The organism is Pseudomonas sp. KD5 (assembly GCF_012932895.1).
GTDB lineage: Bacteria > Pseudomonadota > Gammaproteobacteria > Pseudomonadales > Pseudomonadaceae > Aquipseudomonas.
In genome coordinates, this window is the sequence record NZ_JDWJ01000012.1 from 105242 (window position 1) to 130363 (window position 25122).

The 25122-nt window shown below is 56.5% G+C and carries 24 protein-coding genes; 19 read left to right on the plus strand and 5 right to left on the minus strand.

Going from position 1 to position 25122, the window contains the following annotated elements; genetic code table 11:
• Positions 1 to 2 precede the first annotated feature (2 nt).
• The gene (locus AF70_RS24505; RefSeq protein ID WP_026331802.1) at positions 3 to 722 is read left to right on the plus strand and encodes a response regulator transcription factor; all 720 of its coding nucleotides are present in this window, start codon (positions 3 to 5) and stop codon (positions 720 to 722) included.
• 123 nt (positions 723 to 845) lie between these two features.
• Here AF70_RS24505 and AF70_RS24510 read toward each other — a convergent pair whose 3' ends face one another.
• Positions 846 to 1745 carry an EamA family transporter gene (locus AF70_RS24510; RefSeq protein ID WP_028940077.1) on the minus strand — a complete coding sequence of 300 codons (900 nt, stop codon included), beginning with the start codon at positions 1743 to 1745 and terminating at the stop codon, positions 846 to 848.
• A gap of 158 nt (positions 1746 to 1903) precedes the next feature.
• On the opposite strand from AF70_RS24510, the gene AF70_RS24515 reads away from it, so the two are divergent.
• Positions 1904 to 2701, plus strand: a complete 798-nt coding sequence (locus tag AF70_RS24515) for a helix-turn-helix domain-containing protein (RefSeq protein WP_032831051.1) — start codon at positions 1904 to 1906, stop codon at positions 2699 to 2701.
• A gap of 123 nt (positions 2702 to 2824) precedes the next feature.
• Here the strand turns inward: AF70_RS24515 and gyrB are convergent, their stop codons facing one another.
• From gyrB to dnaA, 4 genes are read right to left on the minus strand one after another with little or no spacing between them, the layout of a single operon-like run.
• Positions 2825 to 5242: a DNA topoisomerase (ATP-hydrolyzing) subunit B gene (gene gyrB, locus AF70_RS24520; RefSeq protein ID WP_007934319.1), complete on the minus strand. Its 2418-nt coding sequence runs from the start codon at positions 5240 to 5242 to the stop codon at positions 2825 to 2827.
• Between the two features lie 5 nt (positions 5243 to 5247).
• Positions 5248 to 6351 carry a DNA replication/repair protein RecF gene (recF, locus tag AF70_RS24525; protein ID WP_018927321.1) on the minus strand — a complete coding sequence of 368 codons (1104 nt, stop codon included), beginning with the start codon at positions 6349 to 6351 and terminating at the stop codon, positions 5248 to 5250.
• A 20-nt stretch (positions 6352 to 6371) separates the two neighbouring features.
• Positions 6372 to 7475 carry a DNA polymerase III subunit beta gene (dnaN, locus tag AF70_RS24530; RefSeq protein ID WP_007903001.1) on the minus strand — a complete coding sequence of 368 codons (1104 nt, stop codon included), beginning with the start codon at positions 7473 to 7475 and terminating at the stop codon, positions 6372 to 6374.
• A gap of 39 nt (positions 7476 to 7514) precedes the next feature.
• Positions 7515 to 9035, minus strand: a complete 1521-nt coding sequence (gene dnaA / locus AF70_RS24535; protein ID WP_007934322.1) for a chromosomal replication initiator protein DnaA — start codon at positions 9033 to 9035, stop codon at positions 7515 to 7517.
• A 568-nt stretch (positions 9036 to 9603) separates the two neighbouring features.
• Here dnaA and rpmH point away from each other — a divergent pair.
• From rpmH to atpD, 17 genes are all read left to right on the plus strand, one after another.
• The gene (rpmH, locus tag AF70_RS24540) at positions 9604 to 9738 is read left to right on the plus strand and encodes a 50S ribosomal protein L34 (RefSeq protein ID WP_003213577.1); all 135 of its coding nucleotides are present in this window, start codon (positions 9604 to 9606) and stop codon (positions 9736 to 9738) included.
• Positions 9739 to 9754: 16 nt separating this feature from the next.
• The gene (rnpA, locus tag AF70_RS24545) at positions 9755 to 10156 is read left to right on the plus strand and encodes a ribonuclease P protein component (protein WP_026286513.1); all 402 of its coding nucleotides are present in this window, start codon (positions 9755 to 9757) and stop codon (positions 10154 to 10156) included.
• Complete coding sequence (gene yidD / locus AF70_RS24550; RefSeq protein ID WP_003213574.1) at positions 10149 to 10394, plus strand: membrane protein insertion efficiency factor YidD; 246 nt, start codon at positions 10149 to 10151, stop codon at positions 10392 to 10394. The genes rnpA and yidD overlap by 8 nt, the downstream gene beginning before the upstream one ends.
• 2 nt (positions 10395 to 10396) lie before the next feature.
• On the plus strand, positions 10397 to 12082 hold the full coding sequence (yidC, locus tag AF70_RS24555) for a membrane protein insertase YidC (RefSeq protein WP_019580342.1): 1686 nt from the start codon (positions 10397 to 10399) through the stop codon (positions 12080 to 12082).
• A gap of 79 nt (positions 12083 to 12161) precedes the next feature.
• On the plus strand, positions 12162 to 13532 hold the full coding sequence (gene mnmE / locus AF70_RS24560; protein ID WP_019580343.1) for a tRNA uridine-5-carboxymethylaminomethyl(34) synthesis GTPase MnmE: 1371 nt from the start codon (positions 12162 to 12164) through the stop codon (positions 13530 to 13532).
• A gap of 550 nt (positions 13533 to 14082) precedes the next feature.
• The gene (mnmG, locus tag AF70_RS24565; RefSeq protein WP_028940079.1) at positions 14083 to 15981 is read left to right on the plus strand and encodes a tRNA uridine-5-carboxymethylaminomethyl(34) synthesis enzyme MnmG; all 1899 of its coding nucleotides are present in this window, start codon (positions 14083 to 14085) and stop codon (positions 15979 to 15981) included.
• Positions 15978 to 16622, plus strand: a complete 645-nt coding sequence (gene rsmG, locus AF70_RS24570) for a 16S rRNA (guanine(527)-N(7))-methyltransferase RsmG (protein ID WP_007934329.1) — start codon at positions 15978 to 15980, stop codon at positions 16620 to 16622. The genes mnmG and rsmG overlap by 4 nt, the downstream gene beginning before the upstream one ends.
• An 18-nt stretch (positions 16623 to 16640) precedes the next feature.
• The gene (locus AF70_RS24575; protein WP_007934331.1) at positions 16641 to 17438 is read left to right on the plus strand and encodes a ParA family protein; all 798 of its coding nucleotides are present in this window, start codon (positions 16641 to 16643) and stop codon (positions 17436 to 17438) included.
• Positions 17439 to 17447: 9 nt separating this feature from the next.
• A complete protein-coding gene (locus AF70_RS24580; protein ID WP_007934333.1) occupies positions 17448 to 18320 on the plus strand; it encodes a ParB/RepB/Spo0J family partition protein in 873 nt (290 codons plus the stop codon).
• A gap of 148 nt (positions 18321 to 18468) precedes the next feature.
• Positions 18469 to 18876 (plus strand): F0F1 ATP synthase subunit I, encoded by a 408-nt coding sequence (locus AF70_RS24585; RefSeq protein ID WP_007934335.1) that lies wholly within the window; start codon positions 18469 to 18471, stop codon positions 18874 to 18876.
• 16 nt (positions 18877 to 18892) lie between these two features.
• Positions 18893 to 19762 carry a F0F1 ATP synthase subunit A gene (gene atpB, locus AF70_RS24590; protein ID WP_007934337.1) on the plus strand — a complete coding sequence of 290 codons (870 nt, stop codon included), beginning with the start codon at positions 18893 to 18895 and terminating at the stop codon, positions 19760 to 19762.
• A 133-nt stretch (positions 19763 to 19895) separates the two neighbouring features.
• Positions 19896 to 20153 (plus strand): F0F1 ATP synthase subunit C, encoded by a 258-nt coding sequence (gene atpE / locus AF70_RS24595; protein ID WP_003097235.1) that lies wholly within the window; start codon positions 19896 to 19898, stop codon positions 20151 to 20153.
• Between the two features lie 58 nt (positions 20154 to 20211).
• Positions 20212 to 20682: a F0F1 ATP synthase subunit B gene (locus tag AF70_RS24600; RefSeq protein WP_008064601.1), complete on the plus strand. Its 471-nt coding sequence runs from the start codon at positions 20212 to 20214 to the stop codon at positions 20680 to 20682.
• Positions 20683 to 20694: 12 nt separating this feature from the next.
• Positions 20695 to 21231 carry a F0F1 ATP synthase subunit delta gene (locus tag AF70_RS24605; protein ID WP_019580345.1) on the plus strand — a complete coding sequence of 179 codons (537 nt, stop codon included), beginning with the start codon at positions 20695 to 20697 and terminating at the stop codon, positions 21229 to 21231.
• Positions 21232 to 21252: 21 nt separating this feature from the next.
• Positions 21253 to 22797, plus strand: a complete 1545-nt coding sequence (gene atpA / locus AF70_RS24610; protein ID WP_007934342.1) for a F0F1 ATP synthase subunit alpha — start codon at positions 21253 to 21255, stop codon at positions 22795 to 22797.
• Positions 22798 to 22847: 50 nt separating this feature from the next.
• Entirely contained in the window at positions 22848 to 23708 is an 861-nt protein-coding gene (atpG, locus tag AF70_RS24615) for a F0F1 ATP synthase subunit gamma (protein ID WP_007934344.1), read from the plus strand.
• 27 nt (positions 23709 to 23735) lie between these two features.
• Entirely contained in the window at positions 23736 to 25115 is a 1380-nt protein-coding gene (gene atpD, locus AF70_RS24620; RefSeq protein ID WP_007911961.1) for a F0F1 ATP synthase subunit beta, read from the plus strand.
• Positions 25116 to 25122 lie beyond the last annotated feature (7 nt).

Consider the following 25122-nt stretch of genomic DNA (forward strand, 5'->3'; position numbering starts at 1 on the left):
GCATGCGTGTCGCAATACTGGATGACGAACCCGCCGAACTCCGCCGGGTGGAACAGACACTGCGACAGATCCCCGTCACGGGGGAGCAGGCGTGGACGTTGCACAGTTTCGAGCGGGGAGAGGACCTGTTACGGCAACTTCGCCGGGAAACTTTCGATCTGTTGATCCTCGACTGGCAATTGCCCGACATCAGCGGTCTGTCGTTGTTGCGCTGGACCCGGGAACACATGGACTCACCACCGGCCGCGATCATGCTCACCAGTCGCGATACCGAAAGCGATATCGTCCAGGCCTTGAACGCCGGAGCCGACGATTACGTGAGCAAACCGTTTCGTCCTAACGAGCTGATGGCTCGGGTCAGCGCCGTGCTTCGTCGGCATGGACTGCAACGCGCGGCAGCCACCGAAGTACTCACATTCAATGACCTCGAATTCGACGACGCCGAACTCACTGTCACCCGTGCCTCCACCCCCATCAGCCTGACCGAACGGGAATACCGTCTCGCCCGCTGCCTGTTCGCCAATCTGGGTCGACCTTTATCCCGTGAATACTTGTATGAGCGCTTTTGGACCCATGAAGAAATCGTCTCCTCCCGGCCTCTGGATACTCATATTTATCGCCTGCGCAACAAGCTGGGCCTGACGGCTGATCGCGGTTGGCAACTGCTGACGATTTACGGGTATGGGTATCGGCTTGAGAGCGTAGCCACCGCTAGCGAATGATTCGACGAACAATATAAAAGTCCAACGCTGAGCGTTGGCAGTGTCCATTACGGTAGTTCTGCGCGGGAAATAAATCCCCCGCCCATGTAGATTTCAATTGATCAATGTTCTGGCACGACCGCCTTAGTCCGAGCGCAACCTGGCTCTGGGGGCGGCATGGATTGTGTCGGCAGACTTGCGATAGAGGCCGACTGCCAATCCCATAATGATGATCGCAATTGAAATCAAGTTCGGTATCGAGATGTGTTCGCCGATAATCAGCATCGAACTGCCGATGCCGAATACCGGAATCAACAACGACAGCGGTGCCACTGTTGAAACAGGATAAAGCTTCAAGAGCGAGTTCCACCCCCAATAGGCAAAGTGTGTGGCCAGATAAACCTGGAAAATAATCGATAGCACAGCTGTCAGGTCGAGACTGCTTTGCAGATTCTCAAAGGGCGCGGCACCTTGCATGAGCCAGGCGATGAAGAAGAGTGGGATGGGTGGAAACAGACTGGCCCAGACCATAAATGAAAAGATCTCTTTGACACCGGATGTCTTGATAATCATGTTGCCGACGCTCCAGGCGACTGCACTCAGCACAATCAGCAGTACTCCAAGTATCGCGTGCTCCCCTTGCTGGGTAGAAATGATGCCCGCCAACCCGACCAATGCCAGCAGTGCCCCGATAAGCTGAGCCCTACGTAGCTTCTCTTTAAATAATAACGCCCCCCACCCCATGGTGAAGAACACGCTGAGCTGGATGATCAGCGAAGCAATACCGGGGCTGACACCGACTTGGATGCCATAGTTGATTACGCCCCACATACCCAATCCGAAAATGAAGCCGTAGGCGACAACATAGCTGAACTTGATGGCGGGGCGCTTTATGAAGAACACCAAAGGTATGGCGGCGAGTGCAAAGCGTATTCCGGTTAACACAAAGGGATCGATCGAGCGTAACCCCAGCTTGGTGATTGGAAAGTTCACTCCCCACACTAAAGTGACGAGTATCGCCAGAACCAAATGTTTTTTCTGCATATCCCTATCCTCACATTAAGCGGCACACCGCGGTATGCCTCATTCCAATCAGTTCAATGCGAACCGTTTCTGCATCAGGCATTTTTGGAGATGTGATTCTATGGTCCAAAAATTTGGCCTGCTTGCTATAGCAGGTCTACTTTTGTCAAAATCGGGCCATGTCGATCAATCCAACACTAGATCCCTACGAGCATGGAAGCCCCGATGCTGTGGTGAACCTGAGCAAGTATTCTTCGGGTACTGTTTTTGCGCGGCATACGCACAGTCGTGGTCAGTTTGCGTACGCCTCGACGGGCGCGTTGAAGATGTTCACCGATCAGGGGAATTGGGTTGTCCCGCCTCAAAGAGCGCTTTGGGTTCCCGCGTGCGTGTCGCATGAAATGCATATGCACGGCGAAGTGACCATGATCAATACTTACCTCAATGAGGCTGCCTCCATCCGCGCCGGTTTGCCGGAGCATTGCCAGGTCTACGATGTTTCGCCGTTGCTGAGGCATCTGTTGGAAGCAGCGCTGGCCATCGACCCGGAGCAAGCGCCTAGTATCCGAAGCCAGTCCGTACAGACGCTGCTGGTGGATGAAATCGGCGCCATGTCGGAGCTTCCATTGAGCGCACCATTGCCTTCGGAACCTCGACTGGCCGTTTCGTGCCATCGATTCCTGGATGCCCCCACGCAGAATATCTCCATCAGTGAAATGGCCAGCTGGTCGAACATGAGCCGGCGAACGTTCACGCGAAGTTTTCGGGCAGCGACTGGCATGAGTTTTGTGTTCTGGCGGCAACAAGTCTGTTTGCTAGAAGCAACATCCAGACTGAGCAATGGTTCATCTATCACCGAAGTGGCGATGGATCTGGGTTACAGCAGCCCAAGCGCATTTACCTCGGTATTTCGGCGTAACCTGGGGGATTCACCGGGGCGTTATCTGGCCAAGTCCAAAGGCGCATCGATGTTCTGAGCGATTGATCAGGAAGGGTGTCTAGTCCTGAAACAGGTGTAAACCTTATTCAGGACGGGACACGCGCAATAAAAAAGGCCAACGCTTAGCGTTGGCCTTTTTTGTTTTAGCGGTCCTGCCGGATCAGAAGTCCAGGTTGGACACCGCCAGGGCGTTGCTTTCGATGAAGTCACGGCGAGGTTCGACCGCATCACCCATCAGGGTGTTGAAGATCTGGTCGGCGCCGATGGCGTCTTCGATGGTCACTTTGAGCATGCGGCGCGAGCCCGGATCCATGGTGGTTTCCCACAGCTGATCAGGGTTCATCTCACCCAGACCTTTGTATCGCTGGATGGTATGACGCTTGGTGCTTTCGGCCATCAACCATTCAAGGGCTTCCTTGAATTCGGTGACGGCTTTCTTGCGTTCGCCACGCTGGATATAAGCGCCATCGTCCAGCAGGGTGCTCAGTTGAGCGCCCAGGGAAACGACGGTCTTGTAATCGTTGCTGCCGAAGAAGTCGCGGTTGAAGGTGACGTAGTTCGACAGGCCGTGGGAGATCAGTTCGACCTCTGGCAGCCAGACGTTACGTTCACGGTCTTCACGCAAGCTGGCCTTGTAGACCAGGCCGGACTTCTCGACGGTGCGCAGACGAACTTCGTACTGAGCCAGCCAATCCTGCATCGCTGCGTGATCGGACAGTTGCTCCATGCTGACCGCTGGCAGGTAGATGAAGTGCTCGGTCAGTTCCTGTGGGTACAGGCGCGACAGGCGCTTGAGGGTCTTCATCACCAGACGGAAGTCATTCACCAGACGCTCGAGGGCTTCACCCGAGATACCCGGTGCTTCCTCGTTCAGGTGCAGGCTCGCATCTTCCAGGGCCGACTGCGTCATGTACTCTTCCATGGCGTCGTCGTCTTTGATGTATTGCTCTTGCTTGCCTTTCTTCACTTTGTACAGCGGTGGCTGAGCGATATAGATGTAGCCGCGCTCAATCAGCTCTGGCAACTGACGGAAGAAGAAGGTCAGCAGCAGGGTACGGATGTGCGAACCGTCGACGTCAGCATCGGTCATGATGATGATGTTGTGATAACGCAGCTTGTCGATATTGTACTCGTCGCGACCGATGCCGCAGCCTAGCGCGGTGATCAAGGTGCCCACTTCTTGCGAAGAGATCATCTTGTCGAAGCGCGCCTTCTCGACGTTCAGGATCTTGCCCTTCAATGGCAGGATGGCCTGGGTCTTGCGGTTACGTCCCTGCTTGGCGGAGCCGCCAGCAGAGTCACCTTCCACGAGGTACAGTTCGGAAAGGGCAGGGTCTTTTTCCTGGCAGTCCGCCAGTTTGCCCGGCAGGCCGGCGATGTCCAGCGCGCCTTTACGACGGGTCATCTCACGGGCTTTACGCGCCGCTTCACGAGCACGCGCCGCGTCGATCATCTTGCCGACGACCAGCTTGGCTTCGTTCGGGTTTTCCAACAGGAAGTCGGAGAAGTACTTGCCCATTTCCTGTTCGACCGCGGTCTTCACTTCGGAAGACACCAGCTTGTCTTTGGTCTGGGAGCTGAACTTCGGATCCGGCACTTTCACCGAAATGATCGCCGTCAGGCCTTCGCGGGCATCGTCACCGGTGGTGGCGACTTTGTGCTTCTTCGCCAGGCCTTCAGCTTCGATGTAGGTGTTCAGGTTACGCGTCAGTGCCGAACGGAAACCCACCAGGTGAGTACCGCCATCGCGCTGTGGAATGTTGTTGGTGAAGCACAACAGGTTCTCGTTGAAGCTGTCGTTCCACTGCAGGGCGATTTCCACGCCGATGCCGTCTTCACGCTGGATGTTGAAGTGGAACACCTGATTGACCGCAGTCTTGTTGGTGTTCAGGTATTCAACGAATGCACGCAGACCACCTTCGTACTTGAACAACTCTTCCTTGCCGCTGCGCTCGTCCTTGAGGACGATGCCGACACCGGAGTTGAGGAAGGACAGTTCGCGAATCCGCTTGGCCAGGATGTCCCAACTGAAGTGGATGTTCTTGAAGGTGTCAGCCGAAGGCTTGAAGTGAATCTGGGTACCGGTGGATTCGCTGTCGCCAACGATTTTCATCGGTTCTTGCGGAACACCGTGGACGTAAGTCTGTTCCCAGATCTTGCCGCTGCGGCGAACGGTCAGGACCAGCTCTTCGGACAGGGCGTTAACCACCGATACACCTACACCGTGCAGACCACCGGAAACCTTGTAGGAGTTATCGTCGAACTTACCGCCGGCGTGCAGCACGGTCATGATGACCTCGGCCGCCGAAACGCCTTCTTCTTTGTGCACGTCTACCGGGATGCCACGACCGTTGTCGCGAACAGTGATGGATTCATCCGGGTGAATGATGATGCTGATGTCGTCGCAGTGGCCGGCCAAAGCTTCGTCGATCGAGTTATCGACCACCTCGAACACCATGTGGTGCAGACCGCTGCCATCGTCGGTGTCACCAATGTACATACCGGGACGTTTGCGTACGGCATCCAGGCCTTTCAGCACTTTAATGCTCGTTGAGTCGTACGTATTTTCTTCGCTCAATGCCTTCACTCCCGATGGTCGTGGGTCTGGGTGATACGGCCCTGTTCCACGTGGAACAAAGCGACTGGCGTTTCCGTCTGCCAGCCTTCCCTCAATAATTCGTGATCTACACAGGTGATAAAGACCTGGCAGCGTAAGTCTTCCAGCAAGCGGCAAAGCGCGCGACGGTGGTGCTCGTCCAGTTCGGACGGCAGGTCATCCACCAGATAAATACACTGGCCGCGTCGGGCCTGGCTGACCAAGTGCCCTTGGGCAATCCGCAATGCACAGACCACCAACTTCTGCTGACCACGGGACAAGATGTCCGCGGCGTTATGTGCGCCTAATCGGAGACGCAAATCAGCCCGTTGTGGTCCGGCCTGGGTATGACCCATTTGCTGATCCCGCTGAAGGGATCCGGCGAGCACTGCACTCAACTCACGGTCTTTGTCCCAGCCTCGGTAATAGCTGAGCGTCAAGCCCTCAAGCTCAACCAGTTCGCTCAAGGTCTGTTCAAAGACTGGTTTCAAGGCTTTGATGTAAGCGCGGCGGTATTCATCTATTTCATCGCTGGCCTGGCACAGTTCCCTGTCCCAAACCGCTTGCGAAACGGCGTCAAGTGTACCATGCCGCAGCCAAGAGTTTCTCTGGCGCAAGGCCTTCTGCAAGCGCTGCCACGTAGACATGAATCGCGGTTCCACGTGGAACACACCCCAGTCGAGAAACTGCCGGCGAATCTTCGGCGCGCCTTCCAGCAGGCGGAAGCTGTCCGGGTTGATCAACTGCAGCGGCAGGATCTCCGCCAGTTGTGCCGCACTACGGGCGTTCTGCCCGTCGATGCGGATCTGGAACTCTCCCTGACGATCGCGAGATATCCCCAATGCGCTGTGCCCGCCCTCGGCCAATTCGACCTGGCCAAATACCGTGCACGCCAATTGTTCGTACTGAATAACCGGCAACAGGCGGGTGCTACGAAACGAACGGGCAAGCCCCAGCAGATGAATGGCTTCCAGAACACTGGTTTTGCCGCTGCCGTTGGCGCCGTAAAGAATGTTGATTCGGGGGGAGGGGGAGAAGGTCACCGGGTGCAGATTGCGCACCGCGGTGACCGAGACGCGACTTAAGGACATCTAGCTTCTGCTGAGCATGATTACAGACGCATCGGCATGACAACGTAAGCCGAGTCGTCGTTGTCGGACTCTTGCACCAGCGCACTGCTGTTGGAGTCGGACAGGATCAGGCGAACCTGCTCGGTGGTCATCACGCCCAATACGTCGAGCAGGTAGCTCACGTTGAAGCCGATTTCCAGAGAGCCGCCGTTGTACTCAACGCCCACTTCTTCTTCCGCTTCCTCCTGCTCCGGGTTGTTCGCCTGGATCTTCAGCTGACCGTTGGCCAGTTGCAGACGGATGCCGCGGTACTTCTCGTTGGACAGAATCGCGGTACGGCTGAACGCTTCACGCAGGGCCTGGCGATCGCCGAGTACCAGCTTGTCGCCGCCTTTAGGCAGAACGCGCTCGTAGTCAGGGAATTTACCGTCGACCAGTTTCGAGGTGAAGGTGAACTCGCCGGTGGTGGCACGGATGTGGTGCTGGCCCAGCACGATGCTGACGTTGCCGTCCGGTTCGGTCAGCAGACGTGCCAGTTCCAGGATACCTTTGCGTGGCACGATCACCTGATGACGATCCGGCTGACCGATATCGGCCTGCATCGAGCACATGGCCAGACGGTGACCGTCGGTCGCCACGGCGCGGATGATCCCGGCCGAGACTTCCAGCAGCATGCCGTTGAGGTAATAACGCACGTCCTGCTGCGCCATGGCGAAGCTGGTGCGTTCGATCAGACGACGCAGTTTGCTTTGCTCAAGGCTGCAGGTCAGCGAACCCGGGCCTTCTTCCACCGTCGGGAAGTCGTTGGCCGGCAGGGTCGACAGGGTGAAGCGGCTACGGCCGGCCTTCACCACGAGCTTCTGCTCATCGACCTTGATGTCGATCAGCGCATCGTTTGGCAGGCTCTTGCAGATGTCCATCAGCTTGCGCGCAGGCACAGTGATGGAACCCGGGTCTGCAGGCTCTTCGAGTTGCACACGACCGACCAGCTCGACTTCCAGGTCGGTACCGGTCAGCGACAGTTGCTGGCCTTCGACAACCAGCAGCACGTTGGAAAGCACCGGCAAGGTCTGTCGGCGCTCGACGACGCCTGCGACCAGTTGCAGGGGTTTCAACAGGGCTTCGCGTTGAATGGTGAAATGCATGGTCTAGTCCCTTGCCTTAATAAGCTGCGCTGGTGTTCATCAAGTGGTCAGTGTACGCAGCAGGTTCTTGTAGTCCTCGCGGATGTCCGCGTCGGATTCCTTAAGCTCGTTGATCTTGCGGCAGGCGTGCAAAACAGTCGTGTGGTCGCGGCCGCCAAACACATCGCCGATTTCCGGCAGGCTGTGGTTGGTCAATTCCTTGGACAACGCCATAGCGACCTGACGCGGACGTGCTACCGAGCGTGAACGACGCTTGGACAGCAGGTCGGAGATCTTGATCTTGTAATACTCAGCGACGGTGCGCTGAATGTTATCCACAGAGACCAGTTTATCTTGCAACGCCAACAAGTCTTTCAGGGATTCGCGAATCAACTCGATGGTGATGTCGCGGCCCATAAAGTGCGAGTGGGCGATCACGCGTTTGAGCGCGCCTTCCAGCTCACGGACGTTGGAGCGAATACGCTGGGCGATGAAGAATGCCGCGTCGTGTGGCAGATCGACTTTGGCCTGGTCGGCCTTTTTCATCAGGATCGCTACACGGGTTTCCAGCTCCGGCGGCTCGACGGCAACCGTCAGACCCCAGCCAAAGCGGGATTTGAGGCGTTCTTCAAGGCCTTCAATTTCTTTCGGATAGCGGTCACTGGTGAGAATGACCTGCTGGCCACCTTCGAGCAGGGCGTTGAAGGTGTGGAAAAACTCTTCCTGCGAACGTTCCTTGCGAGCGAAGAACTGAATGTCATCGATCAGCAACGCATCCACCGAACGGTAGAAGCGCTTGAACTCGTTGATCGCGTTCAACTGCAGCGCCTTGACCATGTCGGCCACGAAACGCTCCGAATGCAGATACACGACCTTGGCATTCGGGTTCTTCTTTAATAGGTGGTTACCCACAGCGTGCATCAAGTGGGTTTTACCCAAACCGACGCCGCCATAAAGGAAGAGCGGGTTGTAACCGTGTTTGGGGTTGTCCGCCACCTGCCAGGCCGCAGCCCGGGCCAGTTGGTTGGACTTACCTTCGACGAAGTTCTCGAAGGTGAATGTGCGGTTCAGGTAGCTGGTGTGCTTGAGCGCACCTTCGACCTGCACCGTGCGCTGCTCGGAACGAACCGGGGCCTGTTGCGAACTGGCGCCGGCCATAGGGTCGAAGCTGTCGCGGGACGGTTCTTCACTGACCTCGGCAACTTTTTGCGTCGAACGCTTGGTCGGTGCCGCTGCCGGAGCAGGGGCTGGAGCGCTGACCGGTGCGGCCGCCGCCTGAGCCTGGGACGCCGCAGCGGCCAACGGGGCATTGGGTGCCGCACGCGGTGCCGAACTGCGTTTGCTGCCTATTAATAAGGAAAGCGCCGGCGCCATGCCATTACCGTGCTCATCCAGCAGTTCAAGGACGCGGCCCAGGTACTTTTCGTTGACCCAGTCGAGAACAAAACGATTCGGTGCGTAGACACGCAACTCGTCGCCTTCGGCTTCGACCTGTAGCGGGCGGATCCAAGTGTTGAATTGTTGGGCAGGCAGCTCATCGCGCAAAAGCTCCACGCACTGCTGCCAAAGTTCCACTGACACGGATATCCCCTAAGTTGAAAGCCGGTGAGGCAAAAACAAGCGGTCATTGTAGCGGCCAGACGCCCACTTATCCACATGCAGGTTGCGCACAGGGCATGAATTATCAATGCGTTAACCCTCAAAAAGAAGACCAACGGTATGTGCATAAGCTCTGTGGATAACCGCCCATGAGGGCACTGGACAAGTGGGGGCGAAACTCGGTGGATAACCTGCCTGTGGATAACTGACCTTTCCACGCACAGCTTATCCGATAGCGCAGCACAGGCTGATCACCGTTTTCCACTGTAGTTGTCATTCTCTGTACATCACGGTTTTTAAGGGCTTAAGGCAGTTATCCACAGATCATCGCGTGCCTAGCTTTTACAAGCTTTACAGAAAAGCTTTAAATAATTCCCTTCTTTATTTCTATATCTAGCGAACGACCTGCGGACGAGCAAATCCTCTGGAGATCTATTTATAAGGAAACGTTGGTTGGAAATTGACCTAGAGGCTTGCTTTCTCTAGAATCCCCGGTCTCTTAAAACGGGGGCCATTCCGGCCCGTTGTGGACGAACCAGGTAACACGACAATGAAACGTACTTTCCAACCAAGCACTATCAAACGCGCTCGTACCCACGGTTTCCGTGCTCGCATGGCTACCAAGAACGGTCGTGCCGTCCTGTCGCGTCGTCGCGCCAAAGGTCGTGCGCGTCTGGCAGTTTGATAATCCGGCACTGGAGGTGAGTCAGGACTTCAGTCGGGATAAGCGTCTGCTTACTCCCCGGCATTTCAAGGCAGTCTTTGACTCCCCTACCGGCAAGGTTCCGGGGAAAAATCTCCTGCTCCTTGCGCGCAATAACGATCTTGATCACCCCCGTCTCGGGCTGGTTATCGGGAAAAAGAGCGTAAAGCTCTCCGTCGAGCGCAATCGCCTCAAACGTCTGATGCGCGAATCGTTTCGCCTGAACCAGGATTCACTGGTCGGTTGGGACATTGTTATCGTCGCGCGCAAAGGTTTGGGTGACGTAGAAAACCCCGAATTGATTCAGCATTTCGGCAAACTCTGGAAACGTCTGGCACGCAGCAAGCCGGTACCAGCAGTCAAAGCCGAAACTGTAGGGGTAGACAGTCCCGATGCGTAAACTGGCACTCGTTCCGATCCAGTTTTATCGCTATGCCATTAGTCCCCTGATGGCCAATCACTGTCGTTTCTACCCCAGTTGTTCCTGCTACGCGTTAGAAGCCATAGAAAATCATGGCCTTCTGCGCGGTGGCTGGCTGACCTTTCGTCGTTTAGGTCGCTGTCATCCGTGGAATCCCGGTGGTTATGACCCGGTTCCACCTATCCCTACCTCCCGTTCTTCTTCGATGGCCGAGTAATCATGGATATCAAACGCACGATCCTGATCGTCGCCCTGGCAATCGTGTCCTACGTTATGGTTCTTAAATGGAACCAGGACTATGGCCAGGCTGCCCTGCCGACTCAGAATGTTGCTTCCAGTACTACCGCACCGGGTCTACCGGATACGGCGACTGGCAATAATGCTTCCGCCAGTGACGACATCCCGCGCGCCGCAAGCGATACCAGTGCAACTGCACCTGCTGAAACGCCAGTGGCTGCAAGCAAAGACCTCATCCAGATCAAAACGGATGTGCTCAACCTGGCTATCGATCCACAAGGTGGCGATGTTGCCCAGTTGACGCTGCCGCTGTATCCACGTCGCCAGGACCATCCGGAAATTCCATTCCAGTTGTTCGATAACGGCAACGAGCGGACTTATCTGGCTCAGAGCGGCCTGATCGGCACCAACGGTCCGGACGCAAGTCCTGCCGGTCGTCCGGTTTACTCCTCCGAGAAGAAGATTTATCAACTGGCTGACGGTCAGGACCAATTGGTCGTGGACCTGAAGTTCAGCAAGGACGGCGTCAACTACATCAAGCGTTTCACCCTGAAACGTGGCCTGTATGACGTAACCGTTTCCTACCTGATCGACAACCAGAGCGCTCAGCCCTGGTCCGGTGCAATGTTCGCGCAACTGAAGCGTGACGCCAGTTCCGATCCTTCTTCCAGCACTGCCACCGGCACCGCGACTTACCTGGGCGCCGCCCTGTGGACAAGTAACGAGCCGTACAAGAAAGTGTCGATGAAGGACATGGACAAGGCTCAGCTGAAAGAAACCGTCAGCGGTGGCTGGGTTGCCTGGTTGCAGCATTACTTCGTGACCGCGTGGATTCCGGCCAAGGGCGAAAACAATGTCGTCCAGACCCGTAAAGACAGCAAAGGCAACTACATCATTGGCTACACCGGTCCTTCTCTGACCGCTGCGCCAGGTGCCAAGGTTGAAACCAGCGCCGTTCTGTACGCAGGTCCAAAAAGCCAGGCTGTCCTGAAACAGTTGTCCCCAGGCCTGGAACTGACCGTCGACTACGGCATTTTGTGGTTCATTGCCCAGCCAATCTTCTGGTTGCTGCAACATATCCACGCACTGGTTGGTAATTGGGGCTTCTCGATCATCTTCCTGACCATGCTGATCAAGGGGATTTTCTTCCCGCTGTCGGCCGCCAGCTACAAATCCATGGCACGCATGCGTGCAGTGGCACCGAAACTGGCCGCGCTGAAAGAGCAACATGGCGAAGACCGGCAGAAAATGTCGCAAGCCATGATGGAGCTGTACAAGAAAGAGAAGATCAATCCACTGGGTGGCTGCTTGCCAATCCTGGTGCAGATGCCGGTTTTCCTTTCGCTGTACTGGGTTCTGCTGGAAAGCGTGGAAATGCGCCAGGCGCCATTCATGCTGTGGATTACTGACCTGTCGATCAAGGATCCGTTCTTCATTCTGCCGATCATCATGGGCGCAACCATGTTCATCCAGCAGCAGTTGAACCCGACGCCTCCGGATCCGATGCAGGCCAAGGTGATGAAGCTGATGCCAATCATCTTCACCTTCTTCTTCCTGTGGTTCCCGGCCGGTCTGGTACTGTACTGGGTAGTGAACAACTGCCTGTCGATCGCCCAACAGTGGTACATCACGCGTAAGATCGAAGCAGCTACCAAAGCAACTGCCTGATTTACACTGTGGATAACCACTCAAAACGCCCCCTAGTGGGGCGTTTTGCTATCTGTCACTTTTGTCTGGATACCGGTTTATGAGCGTTCCTCGTGAAACCATCGCAGCCGTCGCCACCGCTCAAGGTCGCGGCGGTGTGGGCATCGTCCGTATTTCCGGGCCGCTGGCGAGTGTGGCGGCCAAAGCCATCAGCGGCCGCGAGCTGAAACCGCGGTTCGCCCATTACGGCCCGTTCCTCAGTGAAAACGAAGAGGTGCTGGACGAAGGCATCGCGCTGTATTTCCCGGGACCGAATTCGTTCACCGGCGAAGATGTGCTGGAGCTGCAGGGCCACGGCGGACCAATCGTCCTGGATATGTTGCTCAAACGCTGCCTGGAACTGGGCTGCCGTCTGGCGCGACCGGGTGAATTCAGCGAACGCGCCTTCCTCAATGACAAACTCGACCTGGCTCAGGCCGAAGCCATCGCCGATTTGATCGAGGCGAGTTCTGCACAGGCTGCACGAAATGCCCTGCGTTCGTTGCAAGGGGCGTTTTCCCAGCGTGTGCATAACCTTACCGAGCAATTGATAGGCCTGCGCATTTACGTCGAAGCGGCTATCGACTTCCCTGAAGAAGAAATCGACTTCCTCGCCGATGGCCACGTGCTGAGCATGCTGGACAAAGTGCGCGACGAATTATCCACAGTGCTTCGGGAAGCCGGGCAGGGGGCCTTGCTGCGTGACGGCATGACGGTAGTCATTGCCGGCCGGCCGAATGCCGGCAAGTCCAGCCTTCTGAACGCCCTGGCCGGACGTGAAGCCGCGATCGTGACCGAGATTGCCGGCACGACCCGGGATATTCTTCGCGAACATATCCACATCGATGGCATGCCGTTGCATGTGGTCGACACTGCCGGGCTGCGGGATACCGACGATCAGGTCGAGAAAATCGGCGTCGAACGGGCATTGAAAGCCATCGGCGAGGCGGATCGGGTATTGCTGGTGGTCGATGCCACGGCTCCCGAGGCCCTTGATCCATTTGCCTTGTGGCCTGAATTCCTCGAAACCCGCCCGGATCCGGCAAAAGTGACGCTGATTCGTAACAAGGCAGACCTGACGGGTGAAGCGATTGCCCTGGAAGTCAGTGGCGATGGCCACGTCACGATCAGCCTCAGTGCCAGGTCCGCCGGCGAAGGCCTGGAGTTGTTGCGCGAGCATCTCAAGGCCTGCATGGGTTACGAGCAGACCTCTGAAAGCAGCTTCAGTGCTCGCAGGCGTCACCTGGAGGCACTGCGCCACGCGAGTGCGTCCCTCGAACACGGCCGCGCGCAGCTGACGTTAGCGGGTGCCGGTGAACTGCTGGCCGAAGATTTGCGGCAAGCCCAGCAGTCTTTGGGCGAAATCACCGGGGCATTCAGCTCCGATGATCTGCTGGGCAGGATCTTCTCCAGCTTCTGCATCGGTAAATAGTCCTTCTGCGTTACCCACAGACAGGCCGTTCTGGCCTGTCTGCTCCCCTTCTTCTGAGATAGCCCTCCGCTCCCGAGCAGATTTTTCTGTTCGCGCGGATTTTCTGTGCCCGGGATTTGCTCGGTCAGCCCTTTTCTGTGGATTAAGCCCTGTGAATAACTGCCGCTAAGGGCAGTTGATAACAAGGCCTCAAAACTGAAGATAACCACCTCTGTGGATAACAACCCCTTTCATCCACAGGCTTACACCGGTTATCCAAGGGCCTCCTCGGCACATGACCACAGGGTTTTGAATCTCTGTACACATTGAAAATAAAGGCCTGTATGAATCTATCCACAGAAAGGTGGGGCAGTAGAAATAAACATAAAAACAAAGATTTAATAAATTTCTCTCTTTTTAATTTCTATAACCCCGACTTCTCCACAGCTGGTTAAATTTTGTGCAAAGGGTTCTTTAGGAAGGGCGAAGTCCCTATACTTGCCGACCAGGTCCAAGAACCTGAGCTCAAACTATTCCGGATTACCTGACTAAAGCAGGCACGAGGTGCGTGGTGGATTTCCCTTCCCGTTTTGAAGTGATCGTCATCGGCGGCGGTCATGCCGGTACCGAGGCAGCACTTGCATCAGCACGTATGGGGGCAAAAACCCTGTTGCTGACGCATAACGTGGAAACCCTCGGTGCCATGAGCTGCAATCCCGCCATTGGTGGGATCGGTAAAAGCCATCTGGTCAAGGAAATCGATGCCCTGGGCGGCGCGATGGCCATGGCTACCGATAAAGGTGGTATTCAATTTCGCGTACTGAACAGCCGCAAAGGCCCGGCCGTGCGTGCAACTCGCGCCCAGGCAGATCGGGTGCTGTACAAGGCTGCTGTCCGCGAAGCTTTGGAAAACCAGCCGAACCTGTGGATATTTCAACAGGCCGCGGACGACCTGATCGTCGAACAGGAACAAGTGCGCGGCGTTGTCACGCAAATGGGCCTGCGTTTCTTCGCCGACTCCGTGGTGCTGACGACGGGCACCTTCCTCGGTGGACTTATCCACATCGGCATGCAGAATTATTCCGGCGGTCGCGCCGGTGATCCGCCTTCGATTGCTTTGGCACGTCGTCTGCGTGAACTGCCATTGCGTGTCGGTCGCCTGAAAACCGGTACTCCGCCGCGTATTGACGGTAGGTCTGTGGATTTCTCGGTCATGACCGAGCAAGCCGGTGATACGCCGATCCCGGTCATGTCGTTCATGGGCTCCAAAGAGCAGCACCCGAAACAGGTCAGTTGCTGGATTACCCACACCAACGCCCGGACCCACGAAATCATTGCCGCCAACCTCGACCGTTCGCCGATGTATTCCGATGCCGGGTTGATCGAAGGCATCGGCCCACGTTATTGCCCATCGATCGAAGACAAGATCCACCGCTTTGCCGACAAGGAAAGCCACCAGGTCTTCATCGAACCGGAAGGGTTGACCACTCACGAGCTGTACCCGAACGGGATATCCACATCCTTGCCGTTCGACGTGCAATTGCAGATCGTGCAATCGATCCGCGGCATGGAAAACGCGCACATCGTGCGTCCGGGCTACGCCATCGAGTACGACTATTTCGACCCGCGTGACCTGAAGTACAGCCTGGAAACCAAAGTCATCGCCGGTTTGTTCTTCGCCGGGCAAATCAACGGCACCACCGGTTACGAAGAAGCCGGCGCCCAGGGTTTGCTGGCCGGAGCCAACGCCGCACTGCGAGCCCAGGGCAAAGATGCCTGGTGCCCGCGTCGCGATGAAGCGTACATCGGCGTTTTGGTTGACGACCTGATTACCCTCGGTACCCAGGAACCGTATCGAATGTTCACATCCCGCGCTGAATACCGCTTGATTCTTCGCGAAGACAATGCCGACCTGCGCCTGACCGAAAAAGGTCGCGAACTGGGTCTGGTGGATGACGTGCGTTGGGCGGCTTTCTGCAAAAAACGCGAAAGCATCGATTTGGAAGAGCAACGCCTGAAAAGTACCTGGGTTCGCCCGGGCACCGAGCAGGGCGATGCGATTGCCGAGAAGTTCGGTACGCCGCTGACCCACGAATACAATTTGCTCAACCTGCTGAGCCGTCCGGAAATCGACTACGCTGGTCTGATCGCCGTGACTGGCGGGGGCGCAGAAGATCCACAGGTCGCCGAACAGGTCGAAATCAAGACCAAATACGCCGGTTACATCGACCGTCAACAGGATGAAATCGCACGCCTGCGGGCCAGCGAAGACACCAAACTGCCTGTGGATATCGATTACACGAACATCTCCGGTCTCTCCAAAGAGATCCAGAGCAAGCTCGGTGCGACCCGTCCAGAGACTTTGGGCCAGGCATCGCGTATTCCGGGCGTGACCCCGGCGGCGATTTCGCTGTTGATGATTCATTTGAAAAAACGCGGCGCGGGCCGTCAGTTGGAGCAAAGCGCTTGAGTTCGTTGGTTACCTCGCAACATGCAGAAGAGTTATCCACAGGTGCTCGCCAGCTCGGTGTCACACTGACGGAAGCCCAGCACGCTCAGCTGCTGGGTTATCTGGCCTTGTTGATCAAATGGAACAAGGCTTACAACCTGACCGCCGTGCGCGATCCGGACGAAATGGTCTCCCGTCACCTGCTCGATAGCTTGAGCGTGATGTCGTTCGTCGAAAACGGTCGCTGGCTCGACGTTGGTAGCGGCGGTGGCATGCCGGGTATTCCGTTGGCGATCCTGTTTCCAGAGTCCCAGGTGACCTGTCTGGACAGCAACGGCAAGAAAACCCGCTTCCTGACCCAGGTCAAACTCGAACTCAAACTGGATAACCTGCAAGTTATCCACAGTCGCGTCGAAGCCTTCCAGCCTGAACTGCCATTCAACGGGATCATTTCCCGGGCGTTCAGCAGCATGGAGAACTTCAGCAACTGGACTCGCCATTTGGGCGACGCCGATACACGCTGGCTGGCAATGAAGGGCGTTCATCCCGCCGATGAGCTGGTAGCATTGCCGGCAGACTTCCACCTCGATAGCGAACACGCCCTGGCCGTACCCGGTTGCCAAGGCCAACGCCATCTGCTGATACTGCGCCGCACGGCATGATTGGGAACACAAGCAAGAATGGCTAAGGTATTCGCGATAGCGAACCAAAAGGGTGGTGTGGGCAAGACCACCACCTGCATCAACCTCGCAGCTTCCCTGGTCGCTACCAAGCGTCGGGTGCTGTTGATCGATCTTGATCCACAGGGCAACGCCACCATGGGTAGCGGTGTGGATAAACACGGCCTGGAAAACTCGGTCTACGATCTGTTGATCGGTGAATGTGATCTGGCCCAGGCCATGCACTATTCCGAACACGGTGGTTACCAGTTGTTGCCGGCCAACCGCGATCTGACCGCGGCCGAAGTCGTTCTGCTGGAAATGCAGATGAAGGAAAGCCGCCTGCGCAGCGCGTTGGCGCCGATCCGTGAAAACTACGATTACATTTTGATCGACTGCCCGCCATCGCTGTCGATGCTCACGCTCAATGCGCTGGTTGCCGCCGACGGGGTCATTATCCCCATGCAGTGCGAGTACTTCGCGCTCGAAGGGTTGAGCGACCTTGTGGATAACATCAAGCGCATTGCCGAACTGCTGAACCCGAACCTGAAAGTCGAAGGCCTGTTGCGGACCATGTACGACCCGCGCCTGAGCCTGATGAACGACGTCTCGGCGCAGCTCAAGGAACACTTTGGCGATCAGCTCTACGACACGGTGATTCCGCGCAACATCCGTCTGGCCGAAGCGCCAAGCTATGGCATGCCGGCGCTGGCGTACGACAAATCATCGCGCGGCGCGATTGCCTATCTGGCATTGGCCGGCGAGATGGTTCGCCGTCAACGCAAAAATTCACGCACCGCCGCTGCCCAGGCAACTTAAGGAATCCCCATGGCCGTCAAGAAACGAGGTCTCGGACGTGGACTGGATGCACTGCTGAGTGGTCCGACTGTCAGCTCGCTGGAAGAACAAGCGGTGCAAGCCGACCAGCGTGAGCTGCAGCACCTGCCCCTGGACCTGATCCAGCGTGGCAAGTACCAGCCACGTCGGGACATGGACCCTCAGGCGCTGGAAGAGCTGGCGCAGTCGATCAAGGCCCAGGGCGTGATGCAGCCGATCGTGGTTCGTCCGATTGGCAGCGGCCGCTTCGAAATCATCGCCGGCGAACGCCGCTGGCGCGCCAGTCAGCAGGCTGGCCAGGAAACCATCCCGGCGATGGTTCGCGATGTGCCGGATGAAACCGCCATCGCCATGGCGCTGATCGAGAACATCCAGCGCGAAGACCTCAATCCGATCGAAGAAGCGGTAGCCTTGCAGCGTTTGCAGCAGGAATTCCAGCTGACTCAGCAACAAGTGGCCGAGGCTGTGGGTAAGTCCCGCGTCACCGTGGCCAACCTGTTGCGCCTGATTTCGTTGCCGGAAGTCATCAAGACCATGCTGTCTCACGGCGACCTGGAAATGGGTCATGCCCGTGCCTTGCTGGGTTTACCGGAAAACCAACAGGTTGAAGGGGCGCGACATGTTGTCGCACGGGGGCTGACTGTGCGCCAGACTGAAGCACTGGTTCGCCAGTGGTTGAGTGGTAAACCGGAGCCTGTGGAACCGGCAAAACCGGACCCGGATATCGCCCGGCTCGAGCAGCGCCTGGCCGAGCGCCTAGGCTCTGCGGTGCAGATCCGCCACGGAAAGAAGGGTAAGGGGCAGTTGGTGATCGGCTACAACTCTCTTGATGAACTTCAAGGTGTGCTCGCACACATCCGCTGAAACAATTCCTCTTGTAGCGTGAAGTCGGAAATCACTACCTGACAGTTGAATAGGGGCAGAACCGCCCCTATACTCTGCGCGCATTTTGTCGGCACAAATTATGCCAAGTTATTGAATTTCGGCAGCCGACCATTGGGGAGCAAAAGTGATGGAAAACCGCACGCCAGACCGCTTGCCTTTCCATCGATTGGCTGTTTTTCCGGTGTTAATGGCTCAACTTGTCGTTTTGCTGATTGCCGCTTTGGCGCTCTGGCGATGGTATGGAGTCGTTGCCGGGTACTCAGGACTTTGCGGAGGCCTGATAGCCTTGCTTCCCAATATTTATTTCGCTCACAGGGCATTTCGGTTTTCCGGCGCCCGAGCAGCTCAAGCCATCGTCCGGTCTTTTTATGCTGGCGAGGCGGGCAAACTGATTTTGACGGCAGTGCTGTTTGCATTGACGTTTGCAGGTGTGAAGCCATTGGCGCCGTTAGCAGTATTCGGCGTCTTCGTGCTGACCCAACTGGTCAGCTGGTTCGCTCCCCTGCTTATGAGAACAAGACTTTCGAGACCTTAGGGCGTTTGAGGCAACCATGGCAGAAACAACCGCTTCGGGCTATATCCAGCACCACTTGCAGAACCTGACCTTCGGTCAGCTACCCAACGGCGGCTGGGGCTTTGCCCACTCCGCAGCAGAGGCCAAGGAAATGGGCTTCTGGGCTTTCCACGTCGATACCCTCGGCTGGTCGGTCGCATTGGGTCTGATCTTCGTTCTTCTTTTCCGCATGGCGGCAAAGAAGGCGACTACCGGTGTACCTGGTGCTTTGCAGAACTTCGTTGAAGTATTGGTCGAATTCGTCGATGGCAGCGTGAAAGACAGCTTCCATGGCCGTAGCCCGGTGGTTGCACCACTGGCACTGACCATCTTCGTCTGGGTGTTCCTGATGAACGCCATCGACCTGGTACCGGTCGACTGGATTCCTCAGCTGGCCATCCTGATCTCCGGCGACCACCACATCCCGTTCCGCGCCGTGTCGACCACCGACCCGAACGCTACTTTGGCCATGGCCTTCACGGTGTTTGCGCTGATCATTTTCTACAGCATCAAGATCAAGGGCCTCGGCGGCTTCATCGGCGAGCTGACCCTGCACCCGTTCGGCAGCAAGAACATCTTTGTTCAGGCGCTGCTGATTCCGGTGAACTTCCTGCTGGAATTCGTGACCCTGATCGCCAAGCCGATCTCCCTGGCTCTGCGTTTGTTCGGCAACATGTATGCCGGTGAGCTGGTGTTCATTCTGATCGCTGTGATGTTCGGCAGCGGTCTGCTCTGGCTGAGCGGCCTGGGCGTAGTTCTGCAGTGGGCGTGGGCTGTGTTCCACATCCTGATCATCACCCTGCAGGCATTTATCTTCATGATGCTGACCATCGTTTACCTGTCGATGGCGCACGAAGAGAACCATTAAGACCAGTCTCGACTGGTCTGATGTCCCACCCGGTCAAACGGGTGGGTGCCCTAACAGGGCTATGAAACGATTTGTTTTACCGCTTTAAAATCTAAAAAACCTAAACCATACGACGTAAAAGTCGGGAGGAAAGATGGAAACTGTAGTTGGTCTAACCGCTATCGCTGTTGCACTGTTGATCGGCCTGGGCGCACTGGGTACCGCAATTGGTTTCGGCCTGCTGGGCGGCAAGTTCCTGGAAGGCGCAGCGCGTCAGCCAGAAATGGTTCCAATGCTGCAAGTTAAAATGTTCATCGTTGCCGGTCTGCTCGACGCCGTAACCATGATCGGTGTTGGTATCGCTCTGTTCTTCACCTTTGCGAACCCGTTCGTTGGTCAGATCGCTGGCTAATTACTCGGATCTTCCGGGTAATTTGGTGTGATGGACAACGTAACTGCGAGGTGTTGGCGTGAACATTAATGCGACCCTGATTGGCCAGTCCGTTGCGTTCCTGATTTTTGTACTGTTCTGCATGAAGTTCGTATGGCCTCCGGTCATTGCGGCTCTGCACGAACGTCAAAAGAAGATCGCTGATGGTCTGGACGCTGCCAGCCGAGCAGCTCGCGACCTGGAGTTGGCCCAAGAGAAAGCGGGTCAGCAACTGCGCGAAGCGAAAGCTCAGGCAGCTGAAATCATCGAGCAAGCCAAGAAACGCGGTAATCAGATTGTCGAAGAGGCTGTTGAAAAAGCCCGTATCGACGCTGACCGTGTGAAGGTTCAGGCTCAGGCCGAGATCGAACAGGAACTGAACAGTGTCAAAGACGCGCTGCGTGCCCAAGTGGGCTTGCTGGCAGTCGGCGGCGCCGAGAAGATCCTGGGTGCCACAATCGATCAAAACGCGCACGCAGAGCTGGTTAACCAACTGGCTGCTGAAATCTAAGCGAGGGCGATCATGGCAGAACTGACCACGTTGGCCCGACCTTACGCTAAGGCGGCCTTCGAGCACGCTCAGGCCCACCAGCAACTGGCCAATTGGTCAGCCATGCTCGGCCTGGCAGCACTGGTGTCGGAAGACGACACCATGCAGCGCGTGCTCAAGGCCCCGCGACTGACGAGCGCAGAAAAGGCCGCCACGTTTATTGACGTGTGCGGCGACAAGTTTGATGCCAAGGCACAGAACTTCATTCACGTCGTTGCCGAAAACGACCGTCTCCCGCTTCTGCCGGAGATCGCCGCTCTGTTTGACCTGTACAAGGCCGAACAAGAGAAATCGGTAGACGTGGAAGTAACCAGTGCTTTTGCATTGAACCAAGAACAGCAAGACAAACTCGCCAAGGTTCTCAGTGCACGACTCAACCGGGAAGTGCGCCTGCAAGTTGCGGAGGACGCTGCCCTTATTGGTGGTGTCGTCATCCGCGCCGGCGACCTGGTTATCGATGGCTCGATTCGCGGCAAAATCGCGAAACTTGCCGAAGCATTGAAATCTTGAGTTTGAAGGGGCAGCAGAGCAATGCAGCAACTCAATCCTTCCGAAATAAGTGAAATTATCAAGGGCCGCATCGACAAGCTCGATGTGACCTCCCAAGCCCGTAACGAAGGCACTGTCGTCAGCGTATCTGACGGTATCGTGCGGATTCACGGTCTGGCCGACGTAATGTACGGCGAGATGATCGAGTTTCCGGGCGGCGTCTTCGGTATGGCCCTCAACCTGGAGCAAGACTCCGTAGGTGCCGTTGTATTGGGCGCATACCAGTCTTTGGCTGAAGGCATGAGCGCCAAGTGCACTGGCCGCATCCTCGAAGTTCCGGTTGGTAAGGAACTGCTGGGTCGCGTAGTCGACGCACTGGGTAACCCTGTTGACGGCAAAGGTCCACTGGGCAACACCGAGACCGACGCGGTCGAGAAAGTTGCTCCAGGCGTGATCTGGCGTAAGTCGGTAGACCAGCCTGTACAGACTGGCTACAAGGCTGTCGATGCCATGATCCCTGTCGGCCGTGGCCAGCGTGAGCTGATCATCGGTGACCGTCAGATCGGTAAAACCGCTCTGGCGATCGACGCGATCATCAACCAGAAAGACAGCGGCATTTTCTGCGTCTACGTAGCAATCGGTCAGAAGCAATCGACCATCGCCAACGTTGTTCGCAAGCTGGAAGAAAACGGCGCCCTGGCCAACACGATCATCGTGGCTGCCAGTGCTTCGGAATCTCCTGCGCTGCAATTCCTGGCACCGTACTCCGGTTGCACCATGGGTGAATTCTTCCGCGACCGCGGTGAAGACGCGCTGATCGTTTATGACGATCTGTCCAAGCAAGCAGTGGCTTACCGCCAGATTTCCCTGCTGCTGCGCCGTCCACCAGGCCGTGAAGCTTACCCAGGCGACGTGTTCTATCTCCACTCCCGTCTGCTGGAGCGCGCATCCCGCGTTTCGGAAGAGTACGTAGAGAAGTTCACCAACGGCGCAGTGACCGGCAAAACCGGTTCCCTGACCGCACTGCCGATCATCGAAACCCAGGCTGGCGACGTTTCCGCGTTCGTTCCGACCAACGTGATTTCCATCACCGACGGTCAGATCTTCCTGGAATCGGCCATGTTCAACTCGGGCATCCGTCCTGCAGTGAACGCCGGTGTTTCGGTATCCCGTGTGGGTGGTGCCGCTCAGACCAAGATCATCAAGAAGCTGTCCGGTGGTATCCGTACCGCTCTGGCTCAGTACCGTGAACTGGCGGCATTCGCCCAGTTCGCTTCTGACCTGGACGAAGCGACCCGTAAGCAACTTGAGCATGGTCAGCGCGTTACCGAGCTGATGAAGCAGAAGCAATACGCACCAATGTCGATCGCTGACATGGCGCTGTCGCTGTATGCCGCTGAGCGTGGGTTCCTGACTGACGTTGAAATCGCCAAGATCGGCAGCTTCGAACAAGCGCTGATTGCTTTCTTCAACCGCGATCACGCCGACTTGATGGCGAAGATCAACGTGAAAGGTGACTTCAATGACGAAATCGACGCTGGCATGAAAGCCGGTATCGAGAAGTTCAAGGCCACCCAAACCTGGTAAGCCGCAGCGGGAGCCGCAAGGCTCCCGCTTGCTAACCTGATAGGTGTTACATGGCAGGCGCAAAAGAGATTCGCAGTAAGATTGCGAGCATCAAAAGCACGCAAAAGATTACCAGCGCCATGGAAAAAGTGGCGGTCAGCAAAATGCGCAAGGCACAAATGCGCATGGCTGCTAGCCGTCCTTATGCGGAGCGCATCCGCCAGGTTATTGGCCATCTGGCCAACGCTAACCCGGAATATCGCCACCCGTTCATGATCGACCGTGAAGTAAAGCGCGTTGGTTATGTCGTAGTGAGCAGTGACCGTGGTCTGTGTGGTGGCTTGAACACCAACCTGTTCAAGGCCCTGGTCAAGGACATGGCGGTAAACCGCGAAAACGGCGTCGAGATTGATCTGTGTGTCGTTGGTAGCAAGGGTGCGGCCTTTTTCCGCAACTTCGGCGGTAACGTCGTTGCAGCTATCAGCCACCTGGGTGAAGAGCCGTCGATCAATGATCTGATTGGCAGCGTCAAGGTGATGCTGGATGCCTATCTGGACGGCCGTATTGACCGCCTGTCCGTGGTGTCCAACAAGTTCATCAACACCATGACGCAACAGCCTACCGTGGAGCAGTTGATTCCACTGGTGGCAACCCCGGATCAAGAACTCAAGCACCACTGGGACTATCTCTACGAACCGGACGCCAAAGAGCTGCTTGACGGCTTGATGGTCCGTTACGTGGAGTCGCAGGTCTACCAGGCGGTGGTCGAGAACAACGCGGCTGAACAAGCTGCGCGGATGATCGCGATGAAGAACGCTACCGACAACGCCGGTGATTTGATCAGCGATTTGCAGCTGGTCTACAACAAGGCGCGTCAGGCTGCGATCACCCAAGAGATCTCGGAAATCGTCGGCGGCGCTGCCGCGGTTTAACGGTTCAAATATTCAGAGGATCCAGCTATGAGTAGCGGACGTATCGTTCAAATCATCGGCGCCGTTATCGACGTGGAATTTCCACGCGACAGCGTACCGAGCATCTACAACGCGCTGAAAGTAGTGAGCGCGGCTGAAACCACTCTGGAAGTTCAGCAACAGCTGGGCGACGGCGTGGTTCGCACCATTGCGATGGGTTCCACAGAGGGCCTGAAACGCGGTCTGGAAGTTACCGATTCTGGCGCAGCCATCTCCGTACCGGTCGGTAAAGCAACCCTGGGCCGGATCATGGACGTCCTCGGTAACCCGATCGACGAAGCTGGTCCGATCGACACCGAAGAGCGTTGGGGCATTCACCGCCCAGCACCTTCGTTCGCTGAACAGGCAGGCGGCAACGACCTGCTGGAAACCGGCATCAAGGTTATCGACCTGGTTTGCCCGTTTGCCAAAGGCGGTAAAGTCGGTCTGTTCGGTGGTGCCGGTGTAGGCAAGACCGTAAACATGATGGAACTGATCCGTAACATCGCCATCGAGCACAGCGGTTATTCCGTGTTCGCCGGTGTGGGTGAGCGTACTCGTGAGGGTAACGACTTCTACCACGAGATGAAGGATTCCAACGTTCTGGACAAAGTGGCACTGGTTTACGGTCAGATGAACGAGCCGCCGGGTAACCGTCTGCGCGTAGCACTGACCGGCCTGACCATGGCCGAGAAGTTCCGTGACGAAGGTAACGACGTTCTGCTGTTCGTCGACAACATCTATCGTTACACCTTGGCCGGTACTGAAGTATCCGCACTGCTGGGCCGTATGCCTTCGGCAGTAGGTTACCAGCCGACCCTGGCTGAAGAGATGGGCGTTCTGCAAGAACGTATCACTTCGACCAAGGAAGGTTCGATCACTTCGATCCAAGCGGTATACGTACCTGCGGATGACTTGACTGACCCGTCGCCAGCGACCACCTTCGCCCACTTGGACGCTACCGTCGTTCTGTCCCGTGACATCGCTTCCCTGGGTATCTACCCAGCGGTTGATCCACTGGACTCGACTTCGCGCCAGCTGGACCCGAACGTAATCGGCCAGGACCACTACGACACCGCTCGCGGCGTCCAGTACGTGCTGCAGCGTTACAAAGAACTGAAGGACATCATTGCGATCCTGGGTATGGACGAGCTGTCGGAAGCCGACAAGCAGTTGGTAAACCGTGCTCGTAAGATCCAGCGTTTCTTGTCGCAGCCGTTCTTCGTGGCTGAAGTCTTCACCGGTGCATCGGGTAAATACGTTTCCCTGAAAGACACCATTGCTGGCTTCAAAGGCATCCTCAACGGTGACTACGACCACCTGCCAGAACAAGCGTTCTACATGGTTGGCGGCATCGAAGAAGCGATCGAGAAAGCCAAGAAACTGTAATCCCGGC